The sequence below is a fragment of the Pedobacter sp. NEAU-ZC8 genome (assembly GCF_059278965.1).
Window position 1 is genome coordinate 64,890 of the sequence record NZ_JCAJXC010000022.1, and the last position, 15,254, is coordinate 80,143.

The following is a 15,254-nucleotide window of genomic DNA, read 5'->3' on the forward strand; positions in this document are numbered from 1 at the left end:
ACGAATCATGAAAAAAATAAATATCATCACAGCAATACTACTCTTGGCTACCACATTTGTCTCTTGTGAGAAGGATGGCATTCATGAGATCGAAACCACGCCAACGGATGCTGGCGCACAGATCAAATTTTTCAACTTCGGTGTAAATGCCCCGTCCATGAACTTTTACGCCAATGACCAAAAGATTTCGGCAACCCTTAGCGGCACCGGAGCTGAAGCCGCTGCTGGTGTTAACTATGGAAGTGTGTTCCCGGCAGCTAACTATGCATTACTGCCAGGGGGAGATTATACCCTAAAAGGCATCGTTTCAGCCACTGCAACAACAAATCCCAATGCAGTGGTAGCCAACTTGCCGGGCTCATTGGAAAATGGAAAGCTCTATTCATTGTACACCAGTGGCGCGTACAATGCGGATTCGAAAACCGTGGAGGCTTTTCTTGTTGAAGACATCGTTCCTGCTGCAAGTGCTACCAATGCACATGTGCGCTTTGTCAATACCATTGCGAATGCAACGTCAGGATTCGATCTGGTTGCTAAAAACATAAACACAGCGGCGGAGGTCGTTATTGCAACAAACATTGGTTACAAGGCGGCATCGACCTTTACTGAAGTGCCAAATGGGGTGTATGAAGTGTTTGCCAGATACCCTGGAAATCCTGCAAATGTGATCAGCAGAACAGGGACCTCTCAGGTGTCGTTTATTGCTGGTAGAGCATATACCATTAGCTCCAGAGGCGATATGACGGTAACGGGTGCAGCAGCGACCAACAGACCATTTCTGGACAATACATCCAACAGACCATAAGGGTCACCTAAAAACTAAAGCCCACACCGTAATGGCGTGGGCTTTTTTTATTTATATATTTTTATACTTTTGATAAAAAGATACTGATATGGCAAGCTTTACACTTACTCCTGATACCGCTGAAAAGGTTAAATTGAAGTTCCTGAGAAAATACAGAGATTTAGCACAGAAAGATCTGCCTTTTAAGCCTGGCCAGGAAGATCAGTTGGTAGAACAATTGATGGAGCTCGTTAAACGGGATCGCCGCTATGTGGAGTTCACCATCCAGAAAGCCCTTGCTGATCCAGACGGAAACAGGCTCTAAGCCTAGGTTCCGTGTAGCTTAACAACTAAGCCATCCATTGCCGGATTAAGCTTCAGCTGGCAAGCAAGTCTCGAATTTGGCAATAAGTCAGGTAGCGTATCCAGCATGGCATACTCATCATCCGACATCTCATTCAACTTTTCTTCGCCTTCAAGCACATCTACACAGCAGGTTGCACATAATGCCATCCCACCACAGGTGGCCAGGATATCGTACTCAGAAGCTTTTAGGAACTCCATTAAACTTAAGCCCATATCAACAGGTGCCTCCAGTGGGGTTATTGATCCGTCTGGATTCTGAACGCTTACAGTGATGTTATTTTCTTCCATATTAGAATTCTGATACACCGTTAACGGTAGTGTATTTCATGGTATATTTAATGCCTGGATTCATGTATTGGTATGCACTGTGGCTCATTAAAGCCGCTTCGTGGAAACCACATAAAATCAGTTTAAGTTTGTTTTTGTAGGTATTGATATCGCCAATAGCATAGATGCCCGGGATGTTTGTAGAATAATCATCAGTATTTACCTCAATAGCACTTTTGCTGATGTTTAATCCCCATTGCTCAATAGGACCTAACTTAGGGCTCAAGCCGAACAAAGGAATCAGATGATCTGCTTCAACGTTGGTAACCTCCATAGAACGGTTGTGAATAATTTCAACGTTCTCCAGTTTGCCAGTTCCGGAAACTGCATTTAAGTTACTGTTCAGGATCAGGTTGATTTTACCGCTGTCTGCAAGCGCCATCACCTTGTTTACTGAATCCGGTGCACCTCTGAAGCTTTCACTTCTGTGAACCAATGTAAGCTGATCTACCACATCTGCCAGGTAAATGGTCCAGTCAAGCGCCGAATCGCCACCACCTGCAATCACCATCTTCTGGTCACGGTATTTCTCCGGATCAAGGATCATGTAATTCACACCTTTACCGTTCTCAAACTGCTCTAGTCCGGAAACCGCAGGTTTACGAGGCTCAAAACAGCCAAGACCACCAGCAATAACCACAACTTTAGCTTCAATAACGGTACCCATGTTCGTGGTTAAAACGAAATCACGCTCGCCACGTTTCTCCAGGCCTTCTATCCGCTCGCCCAAGGTAAAACCAGGGTGGAAAGGTTTAGCTTGTTCCATCAGATTATCAATCAGTTCCTGTGCAAGTACTGTCGGATATCCGGGAATGTCATATATAGGTTTTTTAGGATATATCTCTGAAAGTTGTCCGCCTACCTGAGGTAAATAATCTATCAGGTGACAACGCATTTTTAGTAAACCTGCTTCAAATATCGCGAATAGACCAACCGGTCCGGCGCCAACGATGGCTATATCTGTAGAAATCATGTATTTAAATTTGCTGCGAATTTACAAAATTTGTTTGTAATGATTCTTAATTGTCAACAAATGCTTCAAATCTGACTATATTTGTCGCAATTGATGACAAAGAAAATATATTTCGCTTCCGATTTCCACCTCGGATCACCCAATCACCAGCAAAGCAGGATGCGTGAAGACCGCATTATACGCTGGTTGAACTTCATAGAACCGACATGTTCTGAATTGTTCCTGATGGGTGATGTATTCGACTTCTGGTTTGAGTATAAAATGGTAATTCCTAAAGGTTATGCCCGTTTACAGGGTAAACTTGCCATGATGACTGATGCCGGCATCAAGATCTACTTTTTTAAGGGCAACCATGATATGTGGGTTCATGACTATTTCAGTACCGAACTCGGCATGCAGATCATCAGCGACGAGCTAGAGATGGAGCGAAATGGGAAGAAATTCTACCTTCATCATGGTGATGGCTTAGGTCCCGGGGATCATAAATATAAATTCCTGCGTAAGGTGTTTCGCAACCCCGTTTGCCAATGGTTATTTTCATTGGTACCCCCAAGGATCGGAATAGGTATTGCAAATGCCTGGTCAGATAGCAGCCGCACCAAGAAAGTACATGCCTTTACCATTCCTGAAGATGAATGGCTTTTTACCCATGCTTCCGAGCAGCTGCAAAAGAAATACTACGATTACTTCATTTTCGGCCACCGCCATCTTCCGCTTGATCTCAAGGTTGGAAGCAACAGCCGCTATGTGAATACCGGAGAGTGGATGAACTACAACTCGTATGCGGTGTTTGATGGCAACGAGCTCGCCCTGAAATATTTTGAAAAGGAATATTAAGCTAAAAACCTTATTTTTGCATTCCAAACTTAATACCTGACCCGGAATATCCTATTGAAGTTCAGGTAATTTAATTTCTAAAAACATATGTTAGAAAAATTAGAAGCTATAAAGCTGCGCTGGGAAGATGTAGAAGAGCAGTTAAGCAATCCTGATACGATGCAGGATATGAAGCGCTTTGCCCAGCTTAATAAAGAATATAAAGACCTTACCAAGATTGTAGACGAGTACAAAGTTTACAAGAATGTAATGAGTAATATCGAAGCTAACAAAGAGATCCTGAGCAACGAAAAAGATGCGGAGTTACGGGAGATGGCTAAAGAAGAATTGGACCTGCTTTTGAAGCAACAGGAAGAGTTGGAAGAGAAAGTACGTTTAATGCTTATCCCTAAAGACCCTGAAGATTCCAAGAATGCCGTGTTTGAGATCCGTGGCGGTACCGGTGGTGATGAAGCGGCCTTATTCGCTGGCGATCTATACCGTATGTACACCCGTTATTTCGAGCAGAAGCGTTGGAAAGTGGAAGTGGTTGATGTTACCGAAGGTACTGCCGGAGGTTACAAGGAGGTTATCCTGAAAGTGTCTGGCGAAGATGTATATGGCCAGTTGAAATATGAATCAGGTGTACACCGCGTGCAACGTGTTCCTGAAACCGAAACACAGGGTAGGGTGCATACCTCTGCAGCTTCCGTGGCTGTATTGCCGGAAGCTGAGGAGATCGACTTCTATTTGAACCCTGCAGATATCGAGCTACAGACATCCCGTTCAGGTGGTGCCGGTGGACAGAACGTGAACAAGGTAGAGACCAAAGTACAGCTTACGCACAAGCCGAGTGGTATTGTTGTCGTTTGTCAGCAGGAGCGTTCTCAATTGGGTAACCGGGAGATCGCGATGGAGATGCTTAGAAGTAAGCTATATGACATTGAAGTTCAGAAAAAGAACGGTGACATTGCTGCCAGAAGAAAGACAATGGTATCCACTGGTGACCGCTCTGCAAAGATCAGAACTTACAATTATCCGCAGGGTAGGGTTACTGATCACCGTATCGGATTAACACTTTACAACCTGAATGCTGTGATGGACGGTGGTGTTCAGGAACTCATCGATGCACTTCAGTTTGCTGAAAATGCTGAAAAGATGAAAGAAGGTGCGGTAATCTAATTTTTTCTGTACTGATCATGAAGTACTTACGTGTACCTTCTGATTTTTATCAAATAAATGTTGCAAACTCAGATGTTTGATCTATATTTGCATTCCCGAAAGGGACAAACGGACCGGTAGTTCAGCTGGTTAGAATGCCGCCCTGTCACGGCGGAGGTCGCGGGTTCGAGTCCCGTCCGGTCCGCAGAAAGCCACTCCAACGAGTGGCTTTTTTGTTTTATTGCTTTTTTCCTTAATCTCTTTGAATAAAGCGTTATTTATTTATATTTGCACTCCCAATGGGAAACGGACCGGTAGTTCAGCTGGTTAGAATGCCGCCCTGTCACGGCGGAGGTCGCGGGTTCGAGTCCCGTCCGGTCCGCTAAATACCAAATCCTTCAGATCACAGGACCTGAAGGGTTTTTTGTTTTATACCTTTTCCGTTAATAGATCAGTTTATATCCCGCACCCCTGATACTCATCAGCTGTACGCTGGATTCATCTTTAAGCATCTTTCGTAAATGCGACATAAACACGTCCATACTACAGGCATTATAAAAGCTATCATCACCCCAGATTTCCATCAGCGGAACCTGTCGCGGCAGCAGCGTATTCCGATGCTGTATCAGCAATTCAGAAGGTTATTGGCAACAGGAAAAATCAGCTTACCTGTCCAGCAGTTATAATTTCAACATCATCTCTTATTATGCAACCTTGAAGCATGCCTTTACCATAGACCAAAAAAGTGCTTTGAAAGCCGAACTCAGCGGAACTTTCACAGGTGCAGGTTTACAGGGCATTTACCGTGCAAGCCATAATTCGTCTATAGATGCCGGGATAAAGATGAATGTACTACATGGAACGGGTATGGTACGCTTGTCAGCAACTGACATTTTTGATACTTACAACAACAACATCAGCATAAATTACCTGCCTAAAATACCTAGTTCTCCATTTTCATGAAAAGATTGTTTATGGATTCTGAATAGGTCGGGTGCGCAAAAACACAATATTTTAGAACATCGTAGGTTATACCCCCCATCATGGCCATCTGCAATACCGTCATGATCTCACCACCTTCTTCACCCAGAATAGCGGCACCGATTATTTGTCTGGTATCTGCATCCACTACCGCCTTCATGAGACCACGCGTTTCTCCGTTTTCCAGCGCACGTGCCACCTGCTTCATGGGCAACTTTGCCACCTTGATGTTATAACCTTGCTCCAGTGCCTGCTTTTCTGACAAACCAATCCGTCCAAGCTGTGGATCGGTGAACATGCAATATGGCAGTGGCCGTTCCTTCGTGCTGTAAGCACCGTCTTCAAAAAGATTTCGATAGACGATCGTATAGTCATTATATGAAATATGGGTAAAAGCTGGACCTCCATTTACATCGCCTAAGGCATAAATACCCTTAATATTGGTCTCCAATTTATCGTCAACTTGAATAAAGCCTTTTTCGGTCAACTGAATGCCCGATACCTGTGGTGCCAAAACCTCAGTTGAAGGCTTCCGTCCGGTTGCCACTAGAATGTGTGAGCAGATAATTTCTTGCTGGCCGCCGTTCAACGCTATTGTAGCCTTAATGTGGCCATGCTCAGTTTCAAACTTTATCGCTTGGGCATTGGTACGTACGTCCAATCCTTCGTCTAATAATATCTTCGTTAGCTCCTCAGCGATATCTTCGTCCTCTTTGGCCATGATTCTTGGCCCACGTTCCAAAACAGACACGCGACTTCCAAATCGATGAAACATTTGCGCAAACTCCAAGGCAATGTAATTTCCGCCAATCACCAACAGATGATCCGGTACTTCTTCCAGATCTAATATGGTTGTCGAGGTGTAATACCCTACCTCCTGCAAGCCCTCAATAGCTGGGATAACCGGGGTCGTGCCAGTGTTGACAAAGATCAGCTCCGCAGTTAAATCCACCTGAGTACCATCATTTAGCTTAACATGGAGTGTTTTTTCTCCCGTAAACGTGGCTTCCCCAAAAAATAGATCTAGGTTTTCGCTTTGTTCCATTGCAGTCTGGCTGCCCTGGCGCCAGCTTAGGATAATCTCATCCTTACGCTGTTTGATCTTCTTCATGTCGACAGTATAGCCGTCAACATGCACACCCAGCGCATCGGAATGTGCAGCATGGTATGCTGCTTTGGCCGAAGCAATCATTGTTTTTGTAGGTGTACAGCCGTCGTTCACACAAGTGCCGCCAACGTAACGTCTTTCGATGATTGCCGTTTTCTTGCCCGCTTTGGCAAGTTGCTTACATAATGGTGACCCCGCCTGTCCCGAGCCGATCACAATAGCATCGTAGTGTTTCATATCATTAGCAAACTTGTCTTTTCACCGCTAATCGGCTTAGCTTCAATTTAGGGATAATTCCATTAATATAATCCGACCAGGACATATCCCTGAATATTTAAAAAAGCCATTTTCTTCGCCTGACTTTAACTTAGGTGAAAAAACCGCATAAAAAGGCAGGTTAACTTTGATTATAATAAATATTAGAACATCATATCATGACAACAAAAAATCAATCAAATGTGAGCATCTCCAGCCAGGCTGTGGAAATTGCTACAGCATTACGCAAACTTTACTTTACCCGTGTGCTATTTTCCATCATTTGGATAGCCTTGGTCATCACAGTAGCTAAGACGAATGATACCCTGGCTACAATCCTGTTTATCATTTACCCGGCATGGGATGTTCTGGCAACTCTATTTGATGTCAAAGCAAATCCACCCACTGCAAACAAAAGCCCGCAGTATGTAAACATAGGCATTGGTGTCCTTACTACCATTGCAGTGATGATTGCCCTGCAAACTGGCATTCCCGAAGCGTTGATGGTATTCGGCGTATGGGCTATTCTCACAGGCTTAATCCAATTGATCCTGGGCATTCGCCGGCGTAAACATTTTGAAGGACAATGGCCGATGATCATCAGTGGCGCTCAATCTATGTTGGCCGGGGGATTCATCATCGCGACTGCGCATAATCCAAATCAAGGCGTCGCATCATTAGCTGGTTACGCTGCATTTGGCGCATTCTATTTTGCGTTAGCGGCCCTCCGTTTAGGCAACACAATCAGGAACGCAGCTTCTATTGCGTAAAGGCAAGTACCACCAGGCCCATCTGGCTAAAGCAATTGCTTTGCTGTTTTAGTTCAAGAAAACGAAGGTTAGAGAATGGACAACCTACATGTCTGTAAAAGCTGAGCATGATCTTTTCCTTATCAGTGGGCTGATGCTAATGGATTACCTGAAATGTACTTAGCTGAAAAGTCGGGAGCCGGCTGGTTTTCTCTCTTTCTTAGATTAATGTCACATTTGACTTAGGTGAGAACTTTGCTGATTTCTAATGCCGTATTTTGGTGTGTCAGACGTTAACATCGTAACGAATGCATTCATCGTCTAAACACCATGTCATGAATGAGAAAGATGAAATATCATCGACATATCTGCGAAACTTCGCTGGACTAACCGAACTGGACATCGCCGAAAGCCGGCCTTTCTGGAAGCCACGTAAAATCGCTAAGGGAGACTTTTTCAATATGCAGAGTATGGTCTGCAATGATCTGGGCTTAGTTGTAAAAGGAATATTCCGTATTTACTACAGTGATCCGGAGACCGGAGAAGAAAAAAACCTTTTCTTCTTTTCAGAAAACCAATTTGTTGTTTCCTTTAGAAGTTTCATTTCCCAAAATCCCTGCTGGTATTTTATCGAAGCGATGGAAGATTCTGAGGTCATTTTTATTTCATACAAAGATCTCAATGGCTTGTATGAACGAAATCTGAATTGGGGCAAGTTCGGCCGGCTGCTGGCGGAAACATTTTTTGCCTACGCACAATCACGTACCGAGGAGTTCCTGTTCTTTTCACATGAGAAGAGGTTTTTAAGGTTGATGGAAGAACACCCGAATATTGTCGAACGCATCCCCGCTTACCATATCTCTTCCTTTTTGGGTATTACTAATCCTTCGCTAAGCCGGATCAGAAAAAGATTAAAAGAAAGTCAGGCACATTAACCATTTGCTATGCTGGTGGCCCGCTAGAAGCGCAGGCTAGCATTTGATAGAAAATAAATGAACGGCTAAGGAGCGCTTACACGCTGGCTCAACAGTATTGCGGTGTGATTTAAGTCACAGCAAAAACGTGTGGGACATCACCGTTATTCCATTTCGTTTAAAGGAACTTTGGAACATTCAGTTCCTGCATGTGCAGGGACATAATTTAAACGATTCAATGGAAAAACGCATCATTAATCCTTGGAAATGGCAAGATGAACGGCATTATGTGCAAGGTGTGGAAGTTAAAGCAGTTCAAAGTACACTTTATTGCGCAGGGCAGGCTGCGGTACATGCAGATGGAACATCAAGTTCAGCTGATATGAAAACACAACTGCAACTTGCCATACAGAACCTGGAGCAGGTAATTAACGAGGCTGGCTACGAGACCAAAAACATCGTCCGACTCAACGTTTATACAACATCTCATGAGGAATTCTTCCCTTGTTTTGAATACTTTGGTGAATGGATTGCCAACAATAGTATTAAGCAGGCTGCTACCTTTGTTGAAGTCAAAACACTTTTTGAAACCCTGAAGGTAGAACTGGAAGCAACAGTTGTGAAGTAGGACTACTCCCTTACGATAAGCTTAAACTTTACTCGGTGCTACGCCATACATCTTCTTAAACGCGAACGAGAAATGGGAGAGGTCTTCAAAACCCACATCAACATAAACCTCCTTCGGGGCGACACCTTTTTCTTTGATTAGAAAATAGGCTTCTTTCAACCGTTTCTCCTGTAGCCATTGGCCGGGTCTGCTGGAAAAGATCTTTTCAAAGTCCCGCTTAAAAGTTGAAAGGCTTCTTCCGGTGAGGTATGCGAAGCGTTCCAGCGATACATTGAATCGAAAGTTTTTGTTCATATACGCTTCCAGGTCCAACTTGCCTGGTTCCGAAAAATCGAACAGCACGTCTTTCAACGCCGGTCTTACCTTTAGCAATAGGAAAACCAGTTCTTTTACTTTTATGGTTCGCAGCATTGCATTTTCAGTGCTCAGCAGTTGGTCATAAGGTTCCAGGGAGCGCAGGTAACTTCGTAGTAGCTCATGTGCTGGTATGGAAATTACTGCAGGCGTCTGCATGTGTTTTGCTGTTTCATACTTGTATGCCAGACTTAGTTCTTTCAAGGTTTGCTGATCCATAAAAACTGACAGGTTTTTGTATTCCCCAGCTGCTCCGGGCTGCTTCGTAAATTTAAGCAGGCTGTTTCTTCTGGTTAACCGAAAGCTATCCTCCTGGAAAATATATTGGCGATCACCGTCTGTCATCAACAATGTTCCGCTAATCTGAAAGCTGAACACATGATTTGGAATGAATTGCTCCCCATCACGTACCCTTCTGCTATAACAGGAGTACGTGATGGGATTCAATTCTTGGTGATCGTGGCTGCTACTCATAGATGTTTAACTGTCTGCGTCAGTGGATAAAGTTACGGACAACCATTGTTTATATTCCGCTTCGCGCGCAGCATTTTCCTGGTTAAATACAGCTACGGCATCGCTGCCTAACACCAGATGCACCGGCGGCTCAGGGTTCTCGGCCATGTCAATGATCACCTGTGCAACTTTAACGGGATCACTTTTTGGTACGAATCCGCCGTTTTTAAACGCTTCAACCCGGGTGTCAACAGTGGATTCATAGCCTTCAACTGCTGCAGCAAAGCGCATAGAACTTCCGGCCCAGTTCGTCTGGATCCCACCAGGTTCGATCGCTGTTACCTTAATGCCATGTGGAGCAACTTCCTTCGCTAGTGCCTCGCTGAATCCAGACAGTCCAAATTTGGCGCTTTGATAAATGGATAAGCCAATGCTGGTGATGCGTCCCCCGATGGAACTGATATTTAGGATTCTGCCCGATTTTTGTGCTCTCATGTACGGCAATACGGCTCTGCAGAGCTCTACAGGGCCCAGCAAATTTGCTTCGTATTGACTGCGTACCTGCTCCTGTGAAAAGGCTTCTGCCGCCCCGGTGATTCCAAATCCCGCATTGTTAACCAGTACATCAATGCGTCCAAGACGTTCGATCGATTCTTTGATCACCTGTTCCATTTGCTGTCGATTGGTGACATCCAGTGCTAAGGAAAGGATCTGATCACCATATTTCGACTTTAAATCTTGATTTTTCTCCGGGTTCCGTGCTGTTGCCACTACAATATTCCCCTGCTGTAATACTGCTTCTGTCAGGTGACGTCCCAATCCGCTGGAACTACCTGTTATAAACCATACTTTTTTCATGTCTTAACCTTTAAGTTGATCACAAAAGTATGGCTTGGCGCTGCCTTGCAGTTTGTTCTAGCGTTCAGCTTTACTTTGTTGATAAGTTCAGATTGCCAGCGGATGATTATTTTGAACCGGCATACTGATCCAGGAACCTGGCTATTGTTGCGGGCATATCTGTATTCAGATAATCTACACCCATCTTTATAAAGGTCTCCCAACAGGTTTTGGTATCGGGATTCCCCCAAAAGCGGATTGGTTTACCTACATGATGCACCGAGTCTACAAAGTTTTTCAGCTTCAACGAATCCGACGCGGGCAAAGGGCTTTTGCCTTTCCACTTGCTGAAGTCCTGAAAGTTCGTGCTGAAAAAGGCAACCCGCTTGAGTTGTTCCTCGGTATACAACGTGCCCCGCTTCCCATCGAAGTAGAAGATGTTATCAAAATCATTGAACCTGGCCGGGGGAGGTGTATCGCCGGTAATCACAAGCTTCACGGCGTTTGGATCTTTCTGGACATCAAAGTATGCGCTAATGGGCTTTAATTTTGCTTCCAGGCATTTCAGTGCAGGCATTCCGCTTGTTTTCAGGTCAATCATCAGTTGCAAGCCATTCCCGTTCTGATAGGCTTTATGATTACCGTTACGTTTTATTTGTTTCAGTAAAGGTTCGAGGTATAGGCTTTCAATTGTCTTCTTCCGGTCGATCTCTTCTTCTTTATGTGCTACATAGAGCTCATCGCCGACCTGAAAGACATCAATTTCCATGGATGCAAGCCCATTGTTGTAGGCTGTATGAAAAGGATGTTGCTGCTCGTAATCGTTATGGGAGTGTACATTTTTACCCACTTCGTATCGTTGTGCAAACACTGGTGCCGTGCAGCCAGCCAAAAGCAAACAGTAAAATACTTTTCTTAACCAATGTTTATTGTTCATAGGTCCACATGTATGATTGCGCTGAAACTTAATACTTTATTATTTTTGGATTACAAAGCCATTAAGATGGTTATCCAGTCCATTTAATTTGCTGGCAGGATCAAAAACCAGCTTGCTTTTGTACCATGCCTTTGTAATCGTCAAAGAGCCCGGTTTACTTTGCCACTGAATTTTCACCGTATCGATCACAGACTCATTTAGCTGTATAATCGAGGTAGACTCACCGGTGATAACCTCTTTATCCTGATGCGTGATATCGCCTTTGTCATTAAGATTGAAACCGACATGCAAACGGGGGATTCCTTCTTTTATCACCGACATGCCCGCTGGGCTATCGCTGTTGTAGTTGTATACGAATTTTTTTTGCCCTGCAATGATGTGGAACAGCTTCATGTCTTTAGTTGAGTAATGTCCCGGTGTGGTTTCATCCAGTAGGTTCTGGCCCTCAGCGTTCTTGTAGACAATGTTGAGCGTTCCCTGCACGTTCATGCAACAACTGCCTGGATTATCTTTGGCGCAGGAACTAAGCAAGAAGAGTAGGCTACCGTAAATAAGTTTTTTCATTGATGTTGATCGCGTTTAGTTCAGTATGAAGTCCTAAGATACTTATCTGAACGTAAATACCAGCTTAACAAAGCTGAAAGATGAGGTGTAAAGGGCAAGATTAACCGATCAGCACCATCAACCTGCGCTGCCGATATGCATAGCTTGTGCCGATGGTTGCGCAAGATCTAAATAGGCGTTCGCTGCGCTGACAATCTCCGCAGGAAAACCCGTAACTTCTAAAAGCCTGATGGCGTTCCGGGTCTTTAGTACCCCCTGTTTTAATTTATAATCGAATAAATAGCCGTCATCACCTACAAATTCTTCAAAATGGTATAAGCTGTACGCCGGACTAAGCAGATCTGCCAGCTCCAGATCATGCGTTGAAACTAAAACAAGGTTATTGCCTTTAATCAGGTATTCGAGCACACCCTTTGCTCCGGCAATCCGCTCCATGGTATTTGTCCCTTTAAAGAGTTCATCCATAACAAAGAGGTTGTACCCATTGCTGTCTTGCGCCTGCTGCACGAAATATTGGATTGCATCCAGTTCTTCCTTATAATAGCTTTTACCTTCCATCAGGTTGTCCTGGATACCAATAGAGGTGTAAACATTTAAAAAGGACGACTGATACCGGTTTTCACAGACTGTATATATGGTTTGAGCCAGAATCGCATTGATGGCGATGGTCCTGATAAAAGTGGTCTTACCCGACATGTTTGAACCTGTGATTAGGATGCCTTTTGTATTGGTGACAAGGTTGTTAGTGACGCAGGGGTCAATCAGGGGGTGAAATGCATCTTTGATTACGAGCTGCACTCTACTGTTGTCAAATTCTGGCGTACAATAATGGGGTAGTCCGGCACGATAGGAAGCAATAGATTGATAGCTATCAAGTTGAGCGATATACTTATATAGGGTATGAATTTCCGTCGTTGCGCTACGGGAAATCTTCAGGCATCTATCCAGCAAATTGATTTCAACCAGAAATGTGATTTTAAGGTATTCCAAAAACAGCCATAAGAATGCAGAAAATTCATTCTGACCTGATTTTTCTGACTGAAGTAAGAACTGATACCGTCCGAAAGCAGCTAACTTATTACATGCCGCTAGAACTTCTTTGTCTTGAAAGTGCTTGTTGATTTTACTTATTCTTAAGGCACAAGCCCGTAAGGCTGGGATCTGGGAGAAAGGGGAAATAAAAAATTCTACCCTCGACTTATTACGATAGTGGAAGAGCAGGTTAACAAAAAAACTTAGCGCCAGCAGTAGTGCATAGGCCTTACTGACCCAGATGCACAATGCGATAATCAGTAATGGTAGCAAGCTAAGTACGGTAAGCAGCCATTTATTTAGTCCGGCTTCAAGTTTCCAGTTAAATATGATATTAGGGATGGAATAACTAAGCTGTTCACTTACCCGCAGTAATGCGATTTGTGCTGCTAACCTACTTTCTTCCTGATTCTGGAAAAAGTTGATTCGGGTATTTCGAGCTTCAAGTTTCTCCTGTGCTGCAATTGGACGCTGAAGCATTGCATATAGGTATTGCTGGCCAATCTTCGTTTTACAGCGATCCAGTTTTTCAAATACGGCATTTATGTTTAAGTCTGCTATTCGCTTTTTACTACTGGGATCCAGGTTTTGAAGCGCTTGTAGATGATCATTGTAGGCTCCAATGCGTTCCATGTCACGAAAACACTGGTCTTCTTTGCCCCAGTCTGCCAGCAGTTCCTGTTTAAGTTGCTGTAATTTGCGCAACCGATAAGCCCGATAGATATAATGAACCGCAAGGATGCTGAGTAAAATAAAGATTGCGCCCGGCAGTAGTAGACCGCTAATCCACATACTTTTTTCGTTTGATCTGCTTTGCAGGGATGGCTCTTGTTGCTTTTAGAAGCAGTGCTTTAATCATGTGTACTCTTGTTTTATAAGGCGCGCGGCTGCTTACAAGCATAAAGATATTAAAATTGAAAGCTTCGACGCCAGTGCTTGATGCAATTTTTCTTAGGGACTTGGAGGATCTGGCTTTGTAGCTGAGGTACTTGTGCTGCGAACAGCTTTGGTTCTTGAGCGGCTCTTGTTCGCCTCTTGACCGCGTATTGTTCGCCTATTGTTCGCCTCCAGGCGAAGAAAAGGCGTTTAAGAGGCGCTGGAAACCCCTTTTAGAGCTTTTTAAGGTGCAATTTTGTTCTTTTGGTGCGCAGATTATGCTTTCAGGCTTTTGAAAGTCAGATGTAATCTAGAACTCGATACCTATTATATACATGCTCAATCAAGCTTGGTATAGATTAAAGCAGTCTCAGCTAAAGGTTGGTAATTCTGAACATGGAAGCGGGTAGGGGATCTTTCATGCTACAGCTATACAACACTTTGCTGTAACACTAAAATGTGCTGGTAAAATGGAGTCTCTGGCAATAAAGGATTGCTAAACAGCGTTTTGAGATTTGTTGTAAACGGCAGGATCGCAAGGGTTGATCTAAGGATAAGCCTGCTTAGAAAGAGAGGTGTTAACCTGCCGGTTTACCTTATTGTACAAGCTACACGAAGCACTGTGAAAAGCTGTGCAAATAATTTGCCTTGTCTCACAGCATCTTAGCGGGTTTAAACAAGATATTTCTACATATTGTTTTGCAGCGATGAATTTTTCTTCTACATTTGCACTCCGCTTCGGAGGAAGGGAAACAGTGAAAAGGATAAAGAAGAAAGATTTGAAAGGCTGAAAAGGAGTAAGATAATGTCTCTTTTTGCGTTTACCGGAAACGGCAAACGAGTTCCCTAAACCGGAACAAACAAAAAGAAAAAATTTAAAAATAAATTCTTGACAATATCAAAATCATTACTACCTTTGCAGTCCCAACAAACAGGGAGCCACTTAACGGATGTTAAACAAGGCAAATAACAAAGATTGAAACAGAGCAAATAGTTAAACAGACCAGACGAAAAAGACTGGGAAACACAAGCTAGGCGATCTGCAACATATAAAGGCAAACCGAGAGGAGATGCCGAAAAGTTCATTAAAGAGATGTCATTTTATAAAAACGCAGCGAGGTAAACAAGTACGGTTTCAA

Annotated in this window: 17 protein-coding genes and 2 tRNA genes; 10 read left to right on the forward strand and 9 right to left on the reverse strand. The window is 43.7% G+C overall.

The window, feature by feature from the left end; genetic code table 11:
* Nucleotides 1-7: 7 nt before the first annotated feature.
* Entirely contained in the window at nt 8-805 is a 798-nt protein-coding gene (locus AC5WJX_RS15920; RefSeq protein WP_494485308.1) for a DUF4397 domain-containing protein, read from the forward strand.
* A gap of 88 nt (nt 806-893) precedes the next feature.
* Nucleotides 894-1,109 (forward strand): hypothetical protein, encoded by a 216-nt coding sequence (locus AC5WJX_RS15925; RefSeq protein ID WP_440428955.1) that lies wholly within the window; start codon nt 894-896, stop codon nt 1,107-1,109.
* Between the two features lie 2 nt (nt 1,110-1,111).
* Here the strand turns inward: AC5WJX_RS15925 and AC5WJX_RS15930 are convergent, their stop codons facing one another.
* Nucleotides 1,112-1,438, reverse strand: coding sequence for a 2Fe-2S iron-sulfur cluster-binding protein (locus AC5WJX_RS15930; RefSeq protein WP_494485309.1), 327 nt, complete (start codon nt 1,436-1,438; stop codon nt 1,112-1,114).
* A gap of 1 nt (nt 1,439) precedes the next feature.
* Nucleotides 1,440-2,450: an NAD(P)/FAD-dependent oxidoreductase gene (locus AC5WJX_RS15935; RefSeq protein WP_440428957.1), complete on the reverse strand. Its 1,011-nt coding sequence runs from the start codon at nt 2,448-2,450 to the stop codon at nt 1,440-1,442.
* A 93-nt stretch (nt 2,451-2,543) separates the two neighbouring features.
* On the opposite strand from AC5WJX_RS15935, the gene AC5WJX_RS15940 reads away from it, so the two are divergent.
* The 4 genes from AC5WJX_RS15940 (at nt 2,544) to AC5WJX_RS15955 (ending at nt 4,809) form a co-directional block, all read left to right on the forward strand.
* The gene (locus AC5WJX_RS15940) at nt 2,544-3,287 is read left to right on the forward strand and encodes a UDP-2,3-diacylglucosamine diphosphatase (protein ID WP_494485310.1); all 744 of its coding nucleotides are present in this window, start codon (nt 2,544-2,546) and stop codon (nt 3,285-3,287) included.
* A gap of 87 nt (nt 3,288-3,374) precedes the next feature.
* Nucleotides 3,375-4,448, forward strand: a complete 1,074-nt coding sequence (gene prfA, locus AC5WJX_RS15945; protein WP_494485311.1) for a peptide chain release factor 1 — start codon at nt 3,375-3,377, stop codon at nt 4,446-4,448.
* Between the two features lie 110 nt (nt 4,449-4,558).
* Nucleotides 4,559-4,632, forward strand: a tRNA-Asp gene (locus tag AC5WJX_RS15950).
* Between the two features lie 103 nt (nt 4,633-4,735).
* Nucleotides 4,736-4,809, forward strand: a tRNA-Asp gene (locus tag AC5WJX_RS15955).
* A 61-nt stretch (nt 4,810-4,870) separates the two neighbouring features.
* Here the strand turns inward: AC5WJX_RS15955 and AC5WJX_RS15960 are convergent.
* Nucleotides 4,871-5,059 (reverse strand): winged helix-turn-helix domain-containing protein, encoded by a 189-nt coding sequence (locus AC5WJX_RS15960; protein ID WP_494485312.1) that lies wholly within the window; start codon nt 5,057-5,059, stop codon nt 4,871-4,873.
* A gap of 37 nt (nt 5,060-5,096) precedes the next feature.
* Between AC5WJX_RS15960 and AC5WJX_RS15965 the strand changes: the two genes are divergently transcribed.
* Nucleotides 5,097-5,390 carry an outer membrane beta-barrel protein gene (locus AC5WJX_RS15965; protein ID WP_494485321.1) on the forward strand — a complete coding sequence of 98 codons (294 nt, stop codon included), beginning with the start codon at nt 5,097-5,099 and terminating at the stop codon, nt 5,388-5,390.
* On the opposite strand, the gene AC5WJX_RS15970 is transcribed toward AC5WJX_RS15965, so the two are convergent.
* Nucleotides 5,371-6,753: a mercuric reductase gene (locus AC5WJX_RS15970; protein WP_494485313.1), complete on the reverse strand. Its 1,383-nt coding sequence runs from the start codon at nt 6,751-6,753 to the stop codon at nt 5,371-5,373. The two genes, AC5WJX_RS15965 and AC5WJX_RS15970, sit on opposite strands and share 20 nt — an antisense overlap.
* Nucleotides 6,754-6,950: 197 nt before the next feature.
* Here AC5WJX_RS15970 and AC5WJX_RS15975 point away from each other — a divergent pair, with 197 nt between their 5' ends.
* The 3 genes from AC5WJX_RS15975 (at nt 6,951) to AC5WJX_RS15985 (ending at nt 9,062) form a co-directional block, all read left to right on the forward strand.
* A complete protein-coding gene (locus tag AC5WJX_RS15975; protein WP_494485314.1) occupies nt 6,951-7,541 on the forward strand; it encodes a DUF308 domain-containing protein in 591 nt (196 codons plus the stop codon).
* A gap of 314 nt (nt 7,542-7,855) precedes the next feature.
* Nucleotides 7,856-8,455 (forward strand): Crp/Fnr family transcriptional regulator, encoded by a 600-nt coding sequence (locus AC5WJX_RS15980; protein ID WP_494485315.1) that lies wholly within the window; start codon nt 7,856-7,858, stop codon nt 8,453-8,455.
* A 217-nt stretch (nt 8,456-8,672) separates the two neighbouring features.
* Nucleotides 8,673-9,062, forward strand: coding sequence for a RidA family protein (locus AC5WJX_RS15985; protein ID WP_440428968.1), 390 nt, complete (start codon nt 8,673-8,675; stop codon nt 9,060-9,062).
* Between the two features lie 21 nt (nt 9,063-9,083).
* Here AC5WJX_RS15985 and AC5WJX_RS15990 read toward each other — a convergent pair whose 3' ends face one another.
* The 5 genes from AC5WJX_RS15990 to AC5WJX_RS16010 form a co-directional block, all read right to left on the reverse strand.
* Nucleotides 9,084-9,890 (reverse strand): helix-turn-helix domain-containing protein, encoded by an 807-nt coding sequence (locus AC5WJX_RS15990; RefSeq protein ID WP_494485316.1) that lies wholly within the window; start codon nt 9,888-9,890, stop codon nt 9,084-9,086.
* A 6-nt stretch (nt 9,891-9,896) separates the two neighbouring features.
* Complete coding sequence (locus AC5WJX_RS15995) at nt 9,897-10,727, reverse strand: oxidoreductase (protein ID WP_494485317.1); 831 nt, start codon at nt 10,725-10,727, stop codon at nt 9,897-9,899.
* Nucleotides 10,728-10,833: 106 nt separating this feature from the next.
* Nucleotides 10,834-11,643, reverse strand: coding sequence for a phosphatidylinositol-specific phospholipase C/glycerophosphodiester phosphodiesterase family protein (locus AC5WJX_RS16000; protein WP_494485318.1), 810 nt, complete (start codon nt 11,641-11,643; stop codon nt 10,834-10,836).
* 39 nt (nt 11,644-11,682) lie between these two features.
* Nucleotides 11,683-12,207 carry a hypothetical protein gene (locus AC5WJX_RS16005; RefSeq protein ID WP_494485319.1) on the reverse strand — a complete coding sequence of 175 codons (525 nt, stop codon included), beginning with the start codon at nt 12,205-12,207 and terminating at the stop codon, nt 11,683-11,685.
* 117 nt (nt 12,208-12,324) lie between these two features.
* Nucleotides 12,325-14,031, reverse strand: coding sequence for a MutS-related protein (locus AC5WJX_RS16010; RefSeq protein WP_494485320.1), 1,707 nt, complete (start codon nt 14,029-14,031; stop codon nt 12,325-12,327).
* Between the last annotated feature and the right edge of the window lie 1,223 nt (nt 14,032-15,254).